This window comes from Streptomyces eurocidicus (genome assembly GCF_002891295.1).
In the GTDB taxonomy this organism is placed as follows: Bacteria; Actinomycetota; Actinomycetes; order Streptomycetales; family Streptomycetaceae; genus Streptomyces; species Streptomyces eurocidicus.
Window position 1 is genome coordinate 94,452 of sequence record NZ_LGUI01000006.1, and the last position, 16,675, is coordinate 111,126.

At 73.8% G+C, this 16,675-nt stretch carries 15 protein-coding genes; 10 read left to right on the top strand and 5 right to left on the bottom strand.

What is annotated here, in order from left to right:
* Positions 1 to 295: 295 nt before the first annotated feature.
* A complete protein-coding gene (locus AF335_RS19785; RefSeq protein WP_102919764.1) occupies positions 296 to 1,075 on the bottom strand; it encodes a response regulator transcription factor in 780 nt (259 codons plus the stop codon).
* Positions 1,076 to 1,530: 455 nt separating this feature from the next.
* On the opposite strand from AF335_RS19785, the gene AF335_RS19790 reads away from it, so the two are divergent.
* Together AF335_RS19790 and AF335_RS19795 are read left to right on the top strand one after the other, a co-directional pair.
* Complete coding sequence (locus AF335_RS19790) at positions 1,531 to 2,217, top strand: ScbR family autoregulator-binding transcription factor (RefSeq protein ID WP_102919765.1); 687 nt, start codon at positions 1,531 to 1,533, stop codon at positions 2,215 to 2,217.
* 505 nt (positions 2,218 to 2,722) lie between these two features.
* Positions 2,723 to 3,991: an ATP-binding protein gene (locus tag AF335_RS19795; RefSeq protein WP_146045575.1), complete on the top strand. Its 1,269-nt coding sequence runs from the start codon at positions 2,723 to 2,725 to the stop codon at positions 3,989 to 3,991.
* Between the two features lie 194 nt (positions 3,992 to 4,185).
* On the opposite strand, the gene AF335_RS19800 is transcribed toward AF335_RS19795, so the two are convergent.
* The gene (locus AF335_RS19800) at positions 4,186 to 4,866 is read right to left on the bottom strand and encodes a ScbR family autoregulator-binding transcription factor (RefSeq protein ID WP_102919767.1); all 681 of its coding nucleotides are present in this window, start codon (positions 4,864 to 4,866) and stop codon (positions 4,186 to 4,188) included.
* 177 nt (positions 4,867 to 5,043) lie between these two features.
* On the opposite strand from AF335_RS19800, the gene AF335_RS19805 reads away from it, so the two are divergent.
* Complete coding sequence (locus AF335_RS19805) at positions 5,044 to 6,063, top strand: ScbA/BarX family gamma-butyrolactone biosynthesis protein (RefSeq protein ID WP_102919768.1); 1,020 nt, start codon at positions 5,044 to 5,046, stop codon at positions 6,061 to 6,063.
* A 429-nt stretch (positions 6,064 to 6,492) separates the two neighbouring features.
* On the top strand, positions 6,493 to 7,917 hold the full coding sequence (locus AF335_RS19810) for a Gfo/Idh/MocA family protein (RefSeq protein ID WP_102919769.1): 1,425 nt from the start codon (positions 6,493 to 6,495) through the stop codon (positions 7,915 to 7,917).
* A gap of 66 nt (positions 7,918 to 7,983) precedes the next feature.
* Here AF335_RS19810 and AF335_RS19815 read toward each other — a convergent pair whose 3' ends face one another.
* The gene (locus AF335_RS19815) at positions 7,984 to 8,787 is read right to left on the bottom strand and encodes an SDR family NAD(P)-dependent oxidoreductase (protein ID WP_228773503.1); all 804 of its coding nucleotides are present in this window, start codon (positions 8,785 to 8,787) and stop codon (positions 7,984 to 7,986) included.
* Between the two features lie 220 nt (positions 8,788 to 9,007).
* On the opposite strand from AF335_RS19815, the gene AF335_RS19820 reads away from it, so the two are divergent.
* Both AF335_RS19820 and AF335_RS19825 read left to right on the top strand, forming a co-directional pair.
* Positions 9,008 to 9,607 carry a M48 family metalloprotease gene (locus tag AF335_RS19820; RefSeq protein WP_102919771.1) on the top strand — a complete coding sequence of 200 codons (600 nt, stop codon included), beginning with the start codon at positions 9,008 to 9,010 and terminating at the stop codon, positions 9,605 to 9,607.
* The gene (locus AF335_RS19825) at positions 9,592 to 10,749 is read left to right on the top strand and encodes an MAB_1171c family putative transporter (protein WP_102919772.1); all 1,158 of its coding nucleotides are present in this window, start codon (positions 9,592 to 9,594) and stop codon (positions 10,747 to 10,749) included. Before AF335_RS19820 ends, AF335_RS19825 begins: the two co-directional genes overlap by 16 nt.
* A gap of 30 nt (positions 10,750 to 10,779) precedes the next feature.
* On the opposite strand, the gene AF335_RS19830 is transcribed toward AF335_RS19825, so the two are convergent.
* Together AF335_RS19830 and AF335_RS19835 are read right to left on the bottom strand one after the other, a co-directional pair.
* Positions 10,780 to 12,285 carry an MFS transporter gene (locus AF335_RS19830; protein WP_228773502.1) on the bottom strand — a complete coding sequence of 502 codons (1,506 nt, stop codon included), beginning with the start codon at positions 12,283 to 12,285 and terminating at the stop codon, positions 10,780 to 10,782.
* Positions 12,282 to 12,503: a hypothetical protein gene (locus AF335_RS19835; RefSeq protein WP_102919774.1), complete on the bottom strand. Its 222-nt coding sequence runs from the start codon at positions 12,501 to 12,503 to the stop codon at positions 12,282 to 12,284. The genes AF335_RS19830 and AF335_RS19835 overlap by 4 nt, the downstream gene beginning before the upstream one ends.
* 300 nt (positions 12,504 to 12,803) lie before the next feature.
* Here AF335_RS19835 and AF335_RS19840 point away from each other — a divergent pair, with 300 nt between their 5' ends.
* From AF335_RS19840 to AF335_RS19855, 4 genes are all read left to right on the top strand, one after another.
* Positions 12,804 to 13,250, top strand: coding sequence for a CBS domain-containing protein (locus AF335_RS19840; protein WP_102919775.1), 447 nt, complete (start codon positions 12,804 to 12,806; stop codon positions 13,248 to 13,250).
* 188 nt (positions 13,251 to 13,438) lie between these two features.
* Positions 13,439 to 14,431: a carbohydrate-binding protein gene (locus AF335_RS19845; protein WP_102919776.1), complete on the top strand. Its 993-nt coding sequence runs from the start codon at positions 13,439 to 13,441 to the stop codon at positions 14,429 to 14,431.
* A 156-nt stretch (positions 14,432 to 14,587) separates the two neighbouring features.
* Complete coding sequence (locus tag AF335_RS19850) at positions 14,588 to 15,871, top strand: ABC transporter substrate-binding protein (protein ID WP_102919777.1); 1,284 nt, start codon at positions 14,588 to 14,590, stop codon at positions 15,869 to 15,871.
* A 197-nt stretch (positions 15,872 to 16,068) separates the two neighbouring features.
* Positions 16,069 to 16,350: a hypothetical protein gene (locus tag AF335_RS19855; protein WP_102919778.1), complete on the top strand. Its 282-nt coding sequence runs from the start codon at positions 16,069 to 16,071 to the stop codon at positions 16,348 to 16,350.
* Positions 16,351 to 16,675: the final 325 nt, after the last annotated feature.

Genomic DNA, 16,675 nt, shown 5'->3' on the forward strand with positions numbered 1-16,675 from the left:
ATTCCGGGTACGGGCCGGCGGCGCACATGTCGATGGCGGCGGCCCGGTGCGGCGATCGCGGTCCTAGGCGCGGTGGCGCGGGCCGCCCTGGTGTGCGGGGCGGGATACCGGCGGAAAATCCTGCCGGTCACCGGCGGACGGCGGCCGCGGTCGTGGAATTCGTGGTGGTACGAAAAGCTTCTTCAGCGCGAAACGAAACGTCAAGGTATCCCCCATCAGACCTTGGTGAAACTTCGTCAGAATCGCGTCAACGCGCGATTCCGGGTGTGACGGCCCGGCCGTCGTGAGCGTCCTGTCAGGCGTGACCGAAACGGAATCCGACACCGCGGACGGTGATGATCCAGCTGGCGGAGCCGAGCTTTCCGCGCAGGCTGCTGACGTGGGTGTCGATGGTGCGGCCGGGCCGCGACCAGGAGTCGTCCCAGACCTGGGTCATCAGCTGCTTGCGCGAGACGACCTTCTCGGGCCGGGAGGCGAGCAGGTGGAGCAGGTCGAACTCCTTGCGGGTCACCTCGACGGGCCGCCCGTCCAGGCGGATCTCGCGGGTGCCGGCGTCGATCGTCAGCGGGCCGCTGGTGATGACCTGGGCGGCCGGGGCCTCCGGGCGCACCCGGCGCATGACCGCCTCGATACGGGCCATCAGCTCGCGGAAGCCGTAGGGCTTGACGACGTAGTCGTCCGCGCCCGCCTGGAGGCCCAGGACCCGGTCGAGCTCGCTGGCGCGGGCCGTGACAGCGATCAGCGGGATGTCGCTGGCGAGCCTGATCGCCCGGCAGACCTCCAGCCCGTCCAGGTCGGGCAGTTCCAGGTCGAGGAGGACGAGGTCCGCGCCGCGATAGACCTGGAGGGCCTTGCTCCCGGTGCCGACCGTCTCGGTCTCGTAGCCGTGCCGGCGGAGCCCCTGGGTGAGGGACTCGGCCGCCCGGACGTCGCTCTCGATGACCAGCACCCGGAGCGCGTCCCCTGGCCGGGGTTGCGGGAGGGGCGCGGGCGCGGCCGGGGACGCCGTCCGCGGCCTGGGCACTCTTGAGGCGCGTATGTGGGGGTCGAGAAGGCTGCTGGCTTGCTGGTTCATCCGCTGCTCCTGCACGTCCGCGCGGCGCTGGGCCGCGAGTCGACCGTTCAACCTGAGATTACAAACCGGCTTGTCGGTTTGTCAAAGCTTTGAGTTTCCGCGCCCTCCGGACACACAAGAGGTATTTCAGACACTCTCAACAGCGCTCACAGCGGGGGTCGGTGACCCCGGAGCGGTCCGGTCGCGACGCCCGTACGACCACGTCACCGCACGTCACGAAGGCGCCACCACAGGGGGCGCCGGACACCGGAGACAGGCACCGTACGCGACACGCGCTCCACACACAGTCGTTTTCGTCGGCCCGCACAACTAGAAATAAAACCAGTTAGTTGGTTTCATGTTTCCATGATGTTGTGCCACCCCTCACACCTCGCCCCACGCCGGACGCGTGGGCCGCGGGCCACCGCCCTCGCGCGGCCCGCCATCGTTGTCATGAGCTGCAGCAGGAGCCCCCGGTGACCAAACAGGAAAGGGCCATCAACACCCGGCACGCGCTGATCCGCTCCGCGGCCCAGGCGTTCGACCAGCACGGGTACACCCGGGCGAAGCTGTCGGGCATCAGCGCGGGAGCGGGCGTGAGTTCGGGCGCGCTGCACTTCCACTTCGACACCAAGGCGGCCATGGCCGCGGCCGTCGAAGCGGAGGCCGCCCGTACGCTGCACGCGGTCGCGCGGACCGTGCACCGCCGGAGCACGGGCGCCCTGCAGTCCCTCATCGACGCCTCCCACCTCTTCGCCCAGCAGCTGCGCTGGGACATCGTGGTGCGGGCGGGCTTCCGGCTCAACGGCCGCACCCCGCAGACGCCCGAGTCCGATCTGCGCGGGCAGTGGGCCGTCTGTGTGCGCCGCGCCCTGCGGCAGGCCGCCGACGAAGGAACGCTCCTGCCGGGAGCCGCCCAGGAGGACATGACGGCGACGATCGTGGGAGCCACCACCGGCTTCGAGGCCCTCGCCCGGCACGACCGCGCCTGGCTCTCCCGGCCCACCGTCACCGGCCTGTGGCAGGCGCTGCTGCCTTCCCTGGCCACGTCCGAGGCGCTCGCGCGCCTCCAGGCCGCCGGCACCGAGGCGGTCACCGAGGCCGCCGGGGACGGGGGCGCGCCGGAGTCCGGCGCGCGCCTAGCGCTGCCCACGACCACCTGATCCGCCGGCCCCTTCCTCTTTCCGGGGGTGGCGTGCGCCGAGGCGCGCACGAGAGGGAGGGGCGGCCGCGCACCCGCGGCGCCCCGAGGGGCGCGGGCGGCACCGCGCGCGAGATCCGCACAACGGCCCCAGGGCCACGGGAATTCGGACCCGTGACCCTGGGGCCCCGTCATGTTCCGCACGGGATGCAAGCTGGCCGGTTCCCGCGTACGCCCGGCCCACCGGCCGGGCCCCGCGCGGTGGCACGCCCAAGCAAAACCGACGCACCGGTTTCCGTCAATGCCCAAAAACGGGCACGCTTCTCCCGGTAGCACATCCCGGTGTGCCGCCGGGACGTCGACCACCCTTGACAAACAGGCTGGCCGGTTTGTTAACGTCCGAGGCGTCGGAGAGCGTCGCACCGGGCACACCGCCCGGTTGGCGAAACCTTCCGGCAGGCGTGCGCTCGCGTCCTGGAAGACCCGGCTCCCGTAGCCGGGTTCGGGCACATTCACGAGGGGGAATCGTGGACACCTTTATCCGACCCGCAGGTCAGTCGGGGGCCGGACTGCTCGAAGCCATGGTGGGGGAAGGCTTCATGGCGGCACTACGGGACGGGCTCAGCAGGTCGCTGCCGGTCACCCGGGAGCCCGCGCACACCGCGCGGCACCTCGGCGGCGCGGCGAGGATTCCCGCCCAGCGGCGCCCGGCCCTCACCCTGGCGAAGGCCGGGGCCGGGGAGACGGACGCCGAGGGCGTGGACGCCGAAGCCGTCCTGCGCCGCTTCACGGTGGCCCTGCCGACGGCCCTGGGCGGCTCGCCGGCCGCCCGGCCCGGTCTGCGGACCGCGCTGCTGGACTGGGCGCGCCTCACCCTGGCGGGCTCGCGGCCGCCGGCCTCCTGGCGGTCGGCGGGGGACGGGCCGACCGGGCCGGGGGAAGCCCGGGAGGAGGGCCCGACGGCCGAGGCGGCCTGGGCCGTACTGCTGGAGTGCGCCCTGCGGGAGGCCCGCGAGGGCGCCCACGGCGACAGCGCGCTCGCGGCGCGCCGCGCCTCCCAGGTGATACGCGTCCTGGGCGCGGCGGACGGTACGGGCGCCGCCCGCCCGTACCCCGCCGCGGAGGCGGAACAGCTCTGGCGCGAACGGCGCCGCCTCGCCCGCGAGTTGCACGATCAGCTCGCGGCGCCGCTCTCCCGGGCCCTGCGCCACCTCGAACCGCGCACCGCCGGCGAGGCACCGGCCGGGACCGCCCACGCGGCACCGGCCGAGGCCCCGGACGGGAGCGAAGGGGCCCGGCGCGATCTGGCGCAGGCGCGCCGTCTGGTGCGCGAGGCCCTGGGCCACAGCCGTACCCTCGCCGGTGACCTCCGGGAACAGACGTCGCTGCCGCCGCTGGCGGAGGCCCTGCGGGAGTTCGCCGCCGAGGCGGCGCCCGCGCACACCGAGGTGACGGTCACCAGCACCGGGGACGAGGGGCTCGTCTCGGACGCCTCCCGCCGGGAGCTCTTCCTGGCCCTGCGCGAATGCCTGGCCAACAGCCTTACGCACGCCGGGCCCGGCCGGATCGAGGTCACCACCCGCGTCACCCGCCGCTGGGCGCACGCCCGCGTCGAGGACCACGGAACGGGCTTCGACCTCACGGCCACCGACGGCCGGCGGGGGCAGGGGCTGCGCTCGATGACCGAGCGGATCGAGGACATCGGCGGCCGGTTGACCCTGGAGACCGCGCCCGGCGAGGGAACGCGCGTCAACATCCACGTACCGCTGGCCGTCCGTCCGCAGCCCCACCCCTGACGGGGCTCCGGGCGGCGTACCGCCCGGGGGACGCGCGGGGCACGGGGGCGGGCCGGGGCGGAGCGGGAGGGGGGCGGATGGCACACGGAACGGAAGACGGCACGGAAGACCGGCGGAACCGGCGGCGCGGAACGCGGCGCCGGCCCGCCGGGGGCGCGGGCAGGGGGGACGACGGCCGCCGGGGGCGGATCCGGCTACTTCCCGCCCATGACCGCCGTCGCTTCGCCCGGCTCCTCGGCCTGCCGCGTCCGGTAGACCTCCCAGACCCGGGCACCCCGGTCGGGAGCGGTGTCCAGGCCGCGCAGCGCGCCGGGCACGGCGATCGCCGGCAGGAAGTAGTCGTAGAGGCCGGCGATCTTCGACTCCAGGCTCTCGCCGTCCTCCAGCGCGGTGGAGACGATCTCGATGCCCGTCCACGCGCCGACGAACAGGTTCGCGCCCTGCCGGACGTCGACGTGCGGCAGCAACTCCCCCTGGTCCTTGGCCGCGGCGAGCTGTGCCGCGATGAAGTCGATCCAGCCTTCCCAGGAAGTGCCGAACAGGTCCCGGGCCTTGCGGTCCGCGGACAGTCTGATCGACGCGCTCAGCAGGGGCTCCTTGGGCAGCCGGTGGGCCAGCACCATCCCGATGTCCACCCACTCCTGGAGCCTGGACTCCTGCGGCAGGACGCCCTCCGTGGTCAGCGCCTCGCCCAGCACGCCGCGGGCCAGCTCCTCCTTGGACGCGAAGTGGAAGTACAACGCGCCCTTGGTCACACCGGCCCGCGCGAGGATCTCGGCGATCGTCGCCGACTCGTACCCGAACTCGTCGAAGACGGCGCCGGCCGCTTCCAGAATCATGCGGCGGGTCTGGATCGCCCGTGCCTGCTTCGCCACCGGGACACCTCCTGTGTCGCTGTCACTGGGCACACCGCCCCGGCCACCAGCGCGGGCGGGCCGCCGTTCGTCTCTCCATCAACCGATTGAAAACCAAACCGGATAGTACGTATCTTATCACCGGTCGGCACGACGACCGGTGGCCCAGGTACCGCTTGTCTCAAAGGGGATAACTCCGTGTCCTACGCACTCCTCAGCCCCAACCCCGGCCTGACCCACCGCACCGGCACCTCCGTCACCGACCGCACCCCCCATGTCTCCGGCCACGACTCCGGCGTCCTCCCCGTCTCCGACCGCGTCCTCTTCCCCGTGCACCTCGGGGTCGCCAAGGAGCTGGTCCACCTCTGCCACGACGACGCCGTCCTCTGCACCGGCAGGCAGCGCCTCGGCGCCCACCGCTTCGCCGTCACCGCCGCGTGGCCCGCGGGGACCAGCGTCCCCCGTCCCGGCCACGGCACACATCACGACGGCATCGTCGTCGCCCAGACCATACGCCAGGCGGCGCTGCTCCTCGCCCACGCGGAATACGGCGCGCCGCTCGCCCACGCCACACTGCTCCGCACCTTCGACTTCGCGATCGACCCCGCCTGGCCGGGCTCCCCGGACCGCCCCACGGCGCTGGACATCGACGTGACCGCCGAGGAGACCGGCCACCGCGGCGGCCGGCCGACCGGGGTCCGCCTCCGGATGACCGTCACCAGCGCGGGCCGGGCCGTCGGCACCGCCGACACCGCCTTCGAATGGATCCCGCCCGCCGTCTACCGCCGGCTGCGGGGCGCCTACGCCCGCGCCGTCGACGTCCAGCCGCCGCTCCCCGCGCCCGTACCGGTGGACCCCTCCGTCCTCGGCCGCACCGGTCCGCACCAGATCGCCGTCGGCGCCACGGACCGGCCGGACCGCTGGGTCCTGCGCACCGACTTCTCGGACACCGCCCTCTACGACCACCCGGTCGACCACGTACCCGGGCTCGCCCTCATCGAGGCCGCCCAGCAGATCGCCACCCTCATCACCGCTCCGCACACCTTTCTGCCGGCCGACACACGGACCACGTTCGACCGCTACGTCGAGTTCGACCAGCCCTGCCACCTCACCGCCCGCACCACCCGGGGCGCCGGCACCCTCGCGGTCGAGGTCTCCGGCCACCAGGCCGGCGAGCTCGTCTTCCGGACGACCGTCACCGGTCCGTTCCACCCCTGACGGCGGCCCGCCGGCCGCGCCCCGGGCGCACGGGACGAGCGGATCCGGGGCCGGAACGAGACCGCTGCCCCATGCGCCCGGGACCTCCCCCGACGGATCCTGGAAGGACGCCGTCCACCGTGAGGAGGGCCGCCGGCCTGGGCGGCGCTCCGGCGCGACCGCGCCGAAGCCCGCAGATGCCCCCCGAGGTGCGTGGTGCCGCCCTCACGGGACCGCCGCTAGACCACCTTTCCGACGTCCGCGCCCTCCTCCGGGGGCGCGGACCTTTTCCGTGCCCGCACCCCCTTGCACACGTACCACCCGGGGTTTCGCGTCCACGCGAGCCCGGAAGTCTTCTTCCTGCCTCTTGCGCTCCGTGTGCCCCACCCGTAAAGGTCCTTGCCGAGGTTCACGCACGCGCAGCTCATCATCAGCTCCCTTGGAGGATTGATGCACGAGTCAGCTCCGCAGGACCAGCGTGAGGATTCCGGGATCAGCCGCCGCTCCGTGCTGTGGACGGCGGGAGCCGCCGGGGCCGGGCTCGGGCTGGGGCTCGGCGGGCCGGGGGCGGCGAACGCCGCGACCGGTGGTGCGGCGCGGCCGGCGGCGGACGAGGCGGCCTGGCCGGCGCGGCAGGGCAAGACCATGATCGGTGTGCCGTTCGAGCGGCGGGACACGCTCCGGATCGGCATCGTCGGCCTGGGCAACCGGGGCGACTACATGACCGAGCTCTTCCTCTCCCTCCCCGGGGTCCGGATCGTCGCGCTGTGCGACAAGATCAGGGAGCGAGCCGAGAAGAACGCCGCCAAGGTCAAGGCGGCGGGGCAGCCCGCACCGGCGCTCTACACCAACGGCGAGGACGACTACGAGCAGCTGTGCGGGCGCGGCGACGTGGACTTCGTCTATGTCGCGACGCCCTGGGAGTGGCACTTCCCGATGGCCGAGGCGGCGCTGACGCACGGCAAGCACGTCGGCGTCGAATGCCCGATCGCCATGGAGCTGGACCAGCTGTGGCGGCTGGTCGACCTGTCGGAGCGCAACCGGCGGCACTGCATCCAGCTGGAGAACTGCTGTTACGGCAGGAATGAGATGCGGGTGCTGCGCATGGCCCACGAGGGCCTGTTCGGGGACCTGCTGCACGCGGCGGGGGCCTACATCCACGATCTGCGCGGCCTGATGTTCTCCCCCACGTACTACACGGGCCCGTGGCGGCGGCTCTGGCACACCCGGCTCAAGGGCGACCTCTACCCCAACCACGGCTTCGGCCCGGCCGCCAACTACCTGGACGTCAACCGCGGTGACCGCGCCGTACGGATCACCACCTTCGGCTCCCCCGCCCTCGGGCTGGCCGCGTACCGCGCGCAGCACATGCCGGCGGGCGACCCCAGCTGGAAGGAGACGTACATCGAGAGCGACATGTCGATCAGCCTCGTCCAGACGGCGAAGGGCCGGGTGATCCGGCTGGAGCACGCGGTCTCCAACCCCCACCCCTACAGCCGGGTGAACATCCTGGGCGGCACGAAGGGCGTCTTCGAGGACTACCCGGCCCGGATCTATCTGGAGCCGGACATGTCGAACGACGAGTGGGGGGACTTCGAGAAGTACGCGAAGTGGGACCACTGGCTGTGGAAGGACCACGCGAACCCACCCGGCGGGCACGGCGGGATGGACTACATCATGCTGTTCCGGCTGGTGCAGTGCATGCGGCTCGGCCTGGTGCCCGACTTCGACGTGTACGACGCGGCCACCTGGACCGCGCCCGTCCCGCTGAGCACCGCCTCCATCAAGGCGAAGGGGGTGCCGCAGGAGATCCCGGACTTCACCCGGGGGCTGTGGCGGAAGGAGCGGGCGGGGACGGACTCGGTGAAGCCTTAGCGGCCCGGGGGCGCCGTCGCCCTGGAGCGGACTGCTCCGTTCCAAGGGCGACGGCGGTCACCGGGGTCAGACCGTCGTGTACCCGCCGTCCACCGGCAGCGTCACCCCGGTCACGAAGGACGACCGGTCACTGCACAGCCAGGCCGCGGCCTCCGCTATCTCCTCCGGCTCGGCCGTGCGCCCCTGCGGCGTCGCCTTGTGCAGCTCCTTCTCCAGGTGCGGGTTCCGTTCGAACCAGCCCTCGATGATCTCGCTGCGCGTCGTCCCCGGCGCCACGGCGTTCACCCGGACGCCCTTCGAGGCGTACTCGGCGGCGGCGGCCTTCGTCAGACCCAGCACGGCGTGCTTCGACGCCACGTAGGGGGCGGCGGCCGGGATCGCCTGGAAGCCCCCGACGCTGCTGTTGTTGACGATGGATCCCCCGCCGTTCTCCAGCATGGCGGCGAGTTCGTACCGCATCAGGTTCCATACGCCACGGACGTTCGTGTCCATGATCGCGTCATAGGCCGAGTCGTCCATCAGGTGCAGCGGCATCTGGTCCCAGCCGATCCCCGCGTTGTTGAACGCGGCGTCCAGCCGGCCGAAGCGGTCCACCGCGAAGTCGACCGCGCGCCGCGCGTCGTCGCCCCGGGACACATCCGTCACCACGTACTCCGCCTCGCCGCCGGCCTCGCGCACCTCGCCGGCCAGCGCGGCCAGCCGCTCCTCCCGGCGCGCGGCCAGCACCACACGGGCGCCCTCCCGTGCGAAGACCCTGGCCGACGCGGCGCCGATGCCGCTCGACGCCCCCGACACCAGCACCGTCTTCCCCGCGAGCAGCCCCGTACCCGCCCCCGCGCCCGCACCCATGCCGGCATCCACACGTGACATAAAAAACCCTCCCAATCACAGACAGAACACGAATCCTCGCACCCACACGGTCACCACCGTCACCAACCCCGCATAGGGGGTGACAGGCACTCAGGAAGGTGGCCGCACGGGGCGTCGGGCACCCTAGCCGGACCGGGCGGAACGATCTACGATCACATCGCCTCAGGCCGAGTACAAGGGGGCTCGTGATGCTGCCGATCGACGTCTCCGGGGCGGTCCGATGACCGCCTACGGCTTCCTGGTGAGGTGCCCGCCCACGCCCGTGCCCCGTGCGGACGCGACGGGGGTGCGCTGGCGGAACCTGCGCCGCCGGTGCCGGAAGGTCATCGGTTCGCTCCCCGTGCCGGATCCTTTCTCCGTACACACGTTGTGCGCCCGCCTCGCGGAGCGCCGCGACCGGCCGCTGCGGCTGCTCGCGCTGCCCACGCCGACCGTCCCCGGCACCCCGTCGGGGCTCCTGCTGTCGGCGGAGCGGGAGGACGTCATCCTCTACGACGCGCGGACCAGCCCCCTGCACCAGGAGCACATCATCGTCCACGAGATCGGGCATCTGGTCTGCGGCCACCGGTCGGTGGCCGAGGACGTCCGGCCTGAGCGGCACCTCGACCTCGCCGACCCGCGGTCGGTCCGGACCGCCCTGCCTCGCGTCCGCTACGGGGACGAGCAGGAGCGGGAGGCCGAGATGATCGCGACCCTGCTCCTGGAGGCCGCCGGGCGGGTGCCGGGGCCGGGGCCGCTGCCGGGGATGCTCGGCGGCCTGGAGTCCGCGATGGGGCTGCGGCGGGCCCGGCCGGCGGGGGCCTCGTGTTCACCTGGCTAGAGGACGCGGGGATCGCCGCGCTGTGGGCGGCGGCCGTCGTCCGGGCGCCGCAGGGGGTGCGCCACCGCGAGCAACGGCCGCTGTGGTTCGCGGTGGTGATGATCGCGCTCGCGATGTCGCTGCACCTGGAGCCGGTCACCGCCGTCCTGGGCCGGATCGTGCCGGGGCCGCACTGGATCGACCTGACCAAGCACCTGTTCAGCATCGTCGACGCCGCGGCGGTGCTGTGGTTCATCCTCGGGGCCGCGGGCAGGCGGCGGCACGGGGGCGTGCTCTTCGGCGCCGCCGCGGCCGTGATGGCGGCCCTGGTCCTGCTGGACCTGGGGGCGCCCGCCCACGCCCGTAACCGGATCGCCCCCTCGCCCGACATCCCCGGTGTGCCGGACACCTATTGGTGGGTCTTCTTCGCCTTCCACCTCGCGGCGGACACGACCTGCGGTTTCGTCTGCTGGGGCTACGGCAGGACGGGCACGCCCCGGCTGCTGCGCTACGGGCTGCGGCTGTTCGGGACGGGCATACTGCTGGCGTCGCTGCTCTGGGTCCTCAAGCTCTTCTATCTGCACACGCGTTCCTCGGTGTTCGCCCCGCTGTTCTCCCCGGTGACGGGCGTGGAGGCGGCGTTCATGGCGCTCGGCGTCGCCCTGCCGGCGGCGGCGCGGCTCAGGGCCCACCTCGCGGACCGCAGGTCGTACCGCGGTCTCGACCCCCTCTGGCAGGACCTGACGGCGGCCACGCCCGACGTCGTGCTCCGGCCGGGCAACCGGCTCGGCACGGTGGCCGTCCCGCTGCAACTCCTGCTGTACCGCCGGGTGATCGAGATCCGGGACGCGATGATCGTGCTGCGCGACTACGTCCCGCCCGCCACGCTCGGCGTCGTACGCCGCCACGTCCGCGAGCACGCGGTGCCCGAACAGCTCGTCGAGGCGCATGTGACGGCCTGCTGGCTGACGGCCGCCCTCCACGCCCGGCGCGCGGGCGAGGAGCCACGGGCCCAGGCGGCGGACCTGACGGGCGCCGGGGCGGACGATCTGGCGGAGGAGATCAACGGGCTGCTGCGGGTCGCGGCGGCGTACCGTTCACCGGCGGCGCGGGCGTACCGGGACGCGTTGGAGCGCCACCAGCTCAGCCCGTCCGGGGACTGACCGCCGACCACCGGCCGGCGGGCCGCGCGCTCAGTCCGCGGCGTCCGGCGCCCCCGCCGGCAGCCAGTACCAGGCCGCCGTGGTCGCCGCCAGGGAGACGACCGCGGCGGTCACCGCCGTCGTGGTCACCGCGGCCACGAACGCCTCCCGCGCGACGGCCGGCGGCCCCCCGGACGCTCCCGCGACGGGCAATGGCACCACGCCGCCGTCCCCCTCGCCCAGCCGCGACGTGTAGACCGCCGACAGCACCGACCCCTGCACCGCCACGCCCAGCGCCGCCCCCAGCTGACGCGTGGCGTCGTTGACGGCCGAGCCGAGGCCGGCCCGCTCGCGGGGGACCGCGCCCATGACGGCCTCGGCGGCCGCGCGGGCGACCAGCCCCGCGCCGAGGCCCGCGACGAGCTCGAAGGTGACGACCCGGCCGTAGCCGGACCCGGGGCGGGTGCCGGCCTGGACGGCGAAGGCGCAGGTGACGAGGGTGAGGCCGAGGACCACGGGGAGGCGCTCGCCGAAGCGGGCGAGGAGCGGCAGCGCGGCGCCCGCGCCCACGGCCAGGGCGGCGGGCAGCGGCAGCACGCGCACCCCCGCCTGCCAGGGCGAACATCCCTGCACCCCTTGCAGATAGAGGGTCAGGACGAACAGCGCGCCGAACAGGGCCAGGGACATCAGGGCCAGGCACGCCGCGCCCGTGCCCACCCGGACGTCCCGCAGCGGGGACAGCGGGAGCATGGGGTGCCGGCTCCGCCGCTCCCAACCGACGAAGCAGATCAGCAGGACGGCCGCGGCGCCGTAACCGGTCAGCACGGCCGGGTCGGTCCACCCCCGGCCGGGGCTCTCGACGACCGCCCAGACGAGGGCGAGGAACCCGGTGGCGGACAGGGCGAGTCCGCCGACGTCGGCGCGCGCCGCGCCGGGGGCGGCGCGGGGTCCGGGGACCAGGGCGGGCGCGAGGGCGAGGGCGGCGGCCGTCAGCGGGACGTTGGCCCAGAGACCGGCGCGCCAGGAGAACTCCTCGACCAGGAAGCCCCCGATGACCGGCCCGGTCAGACCGCCGAAGGCCCCGGCGGCGGCCCCGGCGGCGATCGCCCGGCGCCGGGACGCGGCGGCGGGGTGGAGGTCGCCGACGAGGGAGAGCGCCGCGGGCAGCAGCAGGGCGGCGCCGAGGCCCATGCCGCAGCGTGCGGCGATCAGTTGCCCGGGGTGCCGGGCGAGGGCGCCGAGGGCGGAGGCCGCCCCGCAGACGGCGAGGCCGGCGACGAAGGAGCGCCGCCGGCCGATCCGGTCGGTCACGGCCCCGGCCGGGAGGACGGCGGTGCCGAGGGCGAGGGCGTAGCCGAGGGCGATCCACTGGACCTGGGCCAGGGTGGCGTCCAGGTCGCGCTGGAGGGCGGGGACGGCGACGTTGAGGACGGTCACGTCCACGCCCAGGACGAAGAATCCCAGGCAGAGGACGGTGGAGGCCGTGCGTGGCCACCGGGTTCCGCCGTCCGGCGGGGCGTCGCGGGGCGCGGGTCGCTCGGGGTCCATGAGGGTCATGGGCCGCCGGTGCGGGCGCCGGGCGGGGTCGGGAAGCGGTCGGCGGGATCGTCGACGGCGTCCATCACGGGGACCTCGCGGGTGAGTTCACGGGCGAGTTCGCGCCGGGGGGTGACGACCGGCTCGGTGGCCGTGCGGGAGCCGAAGCCGCCGGGGAGGCGGCGGCCTGCCCCTGTGATCGCCACCTCGCGTCCGCTCCCGACCGCCGAACGGCCCATGCGCGCCCTCCGTGTTGTCACCGGCTGTCACGAGGAGCCTTCCCTGCCCGCCGCGAGAAATCGGCGGCCGCCGCCGGTAGCCACGAAAGAGTGATGAGGGCCTTCGCGAGACCGATTGTCCGCTCGTACGCGGAGGGGGGTCCCCGGCCGTCACGGTGATCTCCGGGTGCTCCGTGACCCGCCGGCCCGAGCGGACGCCCCGCCCGGGCACGGTGCGGAACGCGCGTGGCGGGGCTGCTCCATCCGTGTTGCGATGGAGGAAGGACCGGGGATCCCGTGCGACGGAAGACTGGAGCGATCATGGCTACGAGGAAGAAGCTCATGGCCCGCGACATCATGTCCACCAAGGGCGTGCAGTGCGTGGGCGAGCACGAGTCACTGCTGGACGCCTCGCGGATGATGCGCGACCTCAAGGTCGGCTGCCTGCCCATCTGCGGGGACGACAAGCGCCTCAAGGGCGTCATCACCGACCGCGACATCGTCGTACGGTGCGTGGCCGAGGACCGTAAGGCTTCCGAGGTGCGGGCGGGCGAGCTGGCCGGGGCGCTGCACTGGGTGGACGCCGAGGCCGACGCGACCGAGGCCCTGGAGACCATGGAGCGGCACCAGATCAAGCGCCTGCCGGTGATCGACGTCCGGAACGGGCACCGCCTGTGCGGCATGATCACGGAAGCGGACCTCGCGAAGAACCTCACCGACGAGCAGATCGCCGAGTTCGCGTCCCGGGTGTACGCGACCGCCGGCTGACCCGGCGCCCCCGCCTCTCCACCCGCGCCCCGGGTGGCCGCGCGTCACGAGCGTGCGGCGGCCCGGGGCGCGTGCGCGTCGTCCCCCTCGTGACCCCCGTGCCTTCCGTGGCGGTCCGTGCTTCTTGACTTCTCAAGAGTTGTCATGGACATTTTCGGCGCTGGAATCCGGCACCGGAGGAGCCCCCCATGAACAGACGCCGCAACCGCCTGGCCGCCGCCCTGCTCACCGCCTGCGCCACACTCACCGTCACCGCGCTCACCGCCGCCCCCACCGCGGCCGGGACGCCGGCACCCACCCCGGCCGCCGCATCCGCCGGACCCTCCCCCGACGCCCCGCACCGAGGCACCGTCACCCTCGCGCGCGACCCCGCCCGCCGGCCGTCGGCCGGCCGCGACCGGGCCGTCCGCACCTTCGCCGAAGGACGCCGGGCACAGGCGCGGACGGCGGACGGCGCGGCCCCCTTCACCCACCACCCGCGGCTGACCACCGGCACGTCGGCGGCGGCCGGTCTCACCCACAACTGGTGGGGCGTCTTCCCGCAGCCCGGCACCCACGACGGCGTGACGGCCACCCACAGCGTCGACCCCGGCTACCACGTCACCGACGCCGACAACTTCACCTACGCGCCCACCACCAAGGGCGGGCGGTCCTGCATGGAAGTGGTCACCGCCTACTGGAACACCGGCACCGAGATCTGGGCCTGGGACTGGTGCTCCAGCCCCGGCGGCCCCGCCAAGGTCCTCACCGTGGACCAGGCGTTCCTCGCCGCCTACACCACCACCGCCACGGGCCGCCCCGCGTACAGCGTGCAGCTGGTCCAGGACGACCCCGCCGCCAACCGCTGGTCGGCCTACCTCTTCAACCATCGCACCGCCGCCTGGGAGCTCCTCTTCCGCCAGTCCGGCAAGGACCTCAGCGAGCTCGACCACGGCTGGGACATGTTCGAGGTCTACGCGAGCGTCAACCCCGCGACGGGCACGGGCTATTACTGCACCGAGGCACGCGACACCGTCTTCGACAGCAGCGCCGTCCAGCTGCGCGGCAAGGGCGTCTGGCGGCCCGCCCGGCCGGCCGACTCGCCCTGGACCGACGCCCGCCCGGACGGCCGCGACTTCCTCTGCCCGCCCCTGCGCTTCCTCCAGGCGGGCGCCAACGACCACTGGACCGTACGCCACTGAACCCGGCCCTCCGGGACGGCCCTCGGTGACCACCCGCCCCACGGCTCCCGGCCCCGTCACTCGTACGAGCAAGGTCTCGCCCGGCGCCCGCCGCGACGGCCTCCGCATGGAGGACCCTGGCCGCAAAAAGGTTACGGCACCGGGAGGTTGACGCCCATGGGTGGACCGCGCGAGAAGGACGGACCGCGCACCGGGGCGGGTGGACCGCGGGACGGGAAGGAGCTGTGCGTCGGGGCCGTGGTGCCGCTCACCGGGCGGCTCGGGAGCCTGGGGCACCCCCTCGCCTTCGTCCTGGAGCACCTCGCCCCACGCCTCACCCGCCTCACCCACGACGGCCGCGCGTACCCCCTGCGGCTCGCCGTGCGCGACAGCCGCTCCGAGCCCGGCCGGGCCCGCCGGGCGGTCGCCGAACTCGTCGCGCGGGACGGGGCCCGCATCGTGGTGACCATGGCCGGCACCCAGGTGCTGCCGGCCGTGGCCACCGCCTGCCGGGACATCGGGGTGCCCTGCCTGTCCACCACCTTCCCCTGGCAGGCGTACGTCCTCACCCAGGGCGGCGACCGGGGCCGGGCACCCGGCTGGACGTACCACTTCGCGTGGGGGCTGGACGACATCGCGGACGTCTTCGCCGACATGTGGGAACACGCCGGAACCGCGCGGACCGTCGGCTGCCTGTGGAACGACGGCCGGCAGGGACGGCTGCTGCGCCACCCCCGGCACGGCTTCGCGCCCGCCGCGCACGCCCGCGGCCACACCCTGGTCGACCCCGGCGGCTACGCCGAACCGGGCGGCGGCTTCGCGGAGCACGTCCGGCGGTTCCACGAGGCGGGGACGGACATCGTCACCAGCGCCGCCACCGGCGCCGACCTCACGCTCTTCCTCCGCCAGGCGCACACCGCCGGGCTAAGGCCCCGGCTGGTCACCTGCTCCCGATGGCTCGCCTACCCACCCGATACCCGCCGGGCGGCCACGGCGCCCCGCGCCGTGCCCCCGGCACCCCACTCCGGGCCGCCGAGCCCCTCCGGCCCCTCCGAGCAAGTGGCCACACTGGTCTACTGGACACCCCGGCACCCCTACCGCTCCTCCCTCGACGGCAGCACCGCCGCCCAGCTCGCCGACGCCTACCGGTCGGCGACCGGCCGCGCCTGGCTCCAGCCTCTCGGCCTGGCCCACGCCCTGCTGGAGGTCGCCACGCACGCCCTCGGCACCGCGGCGGACCCCACCGACCGGCGTGCCGTGGCCGAGGCCCTCGGCCGCACCAAACTGTCCACCGTCGCCGGCGATCTGGACTTCACCACCGGGCCCGCCCCCGGCATCGCCCTGCTGCCGCTCGCCGGCGGTCAATGGCAGCCCACCGAACACGGCCACCGGCTCGCGGTGGTGAGCAACAACCGCCTGCCCCAGATCCCCCTCGACGGTGACCTCTTCCTGACGGACTGAGTCGGTGACCCCTCGTCAAGTCGGCCTTTCCGGGCGCCATATGCCCCTCCAAACCGTCTGTACCCCCCGTACCGCACGCACCGGGACGAATGGGGCTACCCGTCCGGCACCCGGCTCACACCTGGCATCACCGATGCGGGGGAGACTTTTCCCGATCACCCCCCTGCCGCCCGGGAAGTGCCCCGAGAGTTGACCGCATGAGCTTGACCACCGCAGGGAAAACCCCCGGGCCCGTCCGGTTCTACCTGGCTTGCGACCACCGCGGCTGCGACGCCCGGACCACCTTCGACCTCGTCATCCCCGACCCCGGCCCCTCCCGCGACGACGATCTGTGGGGGTACCTCCTCCACCACGCCCACACCGCCACTCCCCACATCAAGGAGCTCGGCTGGGCCTATGTCCACGGCGACGGCTACTGGTGCCCGGGCTGCTCCACCCCGGTACACCGTCGATCCCACCCGCTCCCCGGACACACCTGACCACACCCGGCAGCACCCGGCTCGCCCGCCACCACCCCGATCGCACCCGCACCCCGGTATGCCCGGGGTTCCCGGCCGGCCGCAGCTCCCTGATCAGGAAGGTGATCAGGAACGCGGGAATGCGGGAAGGGTGACAGAGCAGGAGTGACGACCGCCGGGCGGACGGTGCCGAGCAGCACCGTCCGCCCGGCCGGGAACGCGGGCAGCGAGGAGCAGCCGTGCACGAGCCGGACCAGGTACGGAACCAGAGCCAGGAGCAGGGCCGGGACCGAGGGGAGGAACAGCGCCGGGAGCGGGAGAGAGCCGCCTCGGCGGCCCGCCAGGA

What these genes read in the sequence shown, in the direction of transcription:
- AF335_RS19785 (WP_102919764.1), bottom strand. Translation starts at nt 1,075, where the DNA reads ATGAACCAGCAAGCCAGCAGCCTTCTCGACCCCCACATACGCGCCTCA.
- AF335_RS19810 (WP_102919769.1), top strand. Translation starts at nt 6,493, where the DNA reads ATGCACGAGTCAGCTCCGCAGGACCAGCGTGAGGATTCCGGGATCAGC.
- AF335_RS19815 (WP_228773503.1), bottom strand. Translation starts at nt 8,787, where the DNA reads ATGTCACGTGTGGATGCCGGCATGGGTGCGGGCGCGGGGGCGGGTACG.
- AF335_RS19820 (WP_102919771.1), top strand. Translation starts at nt 9,008, where the DNA reads ATGACCGCCTACGGCTTCCTGGTGAGGTGCCCGCCCACGCCCGTGCCC.
- AF335_RS19830 (WP_228773502.1), bottom strand. Translation starts at nt 12,285, where the DNA reads ATGACCCTCATGGACCCCGAGCGACCCGCGCCCCGCGACGCCCCGCCG.
- AF335_RS19835 (WP_102919774.1), bottom strand. Translation starts at nt 12,503, where the DNA reads ATGGGCCGTTCGGCGGTCGGGAGCGGACGCGAGGTGGCGATCACAGGG.
- AF335_RS19840 (WP_102919775.1), top strand. Translation starts at nt 12,804, where the DNA reads ATGGCTACGAGGAAGAAGCTCATGGCCCGCGACATCATGTCCACCAAG.
- AF335_RS19845 (WP_102919776.1), top strand. Translation starts at nt 13,439, where the DNA reads ATGAACAGACGCCGCAACCGCCTGGCCGCCGCCCTGCTCACCGCCTGC.
- AF335_RS19850 (WP_102919777.1), top strand. Translation starts at nt 14,588, where the DNA reads ATGGGTGGACCGCGCGAGAAGGACGGACCGCGCACCGGGGCGGGTGGA.
- AF335_RS19855 (WP_102919778.1), top strand. Translation starts at nt 16,069, where the DNA reads ATGAGCTTGACCACCGCAGGGAAAACCCCCGGGCCCGTCCGGTTCTAC.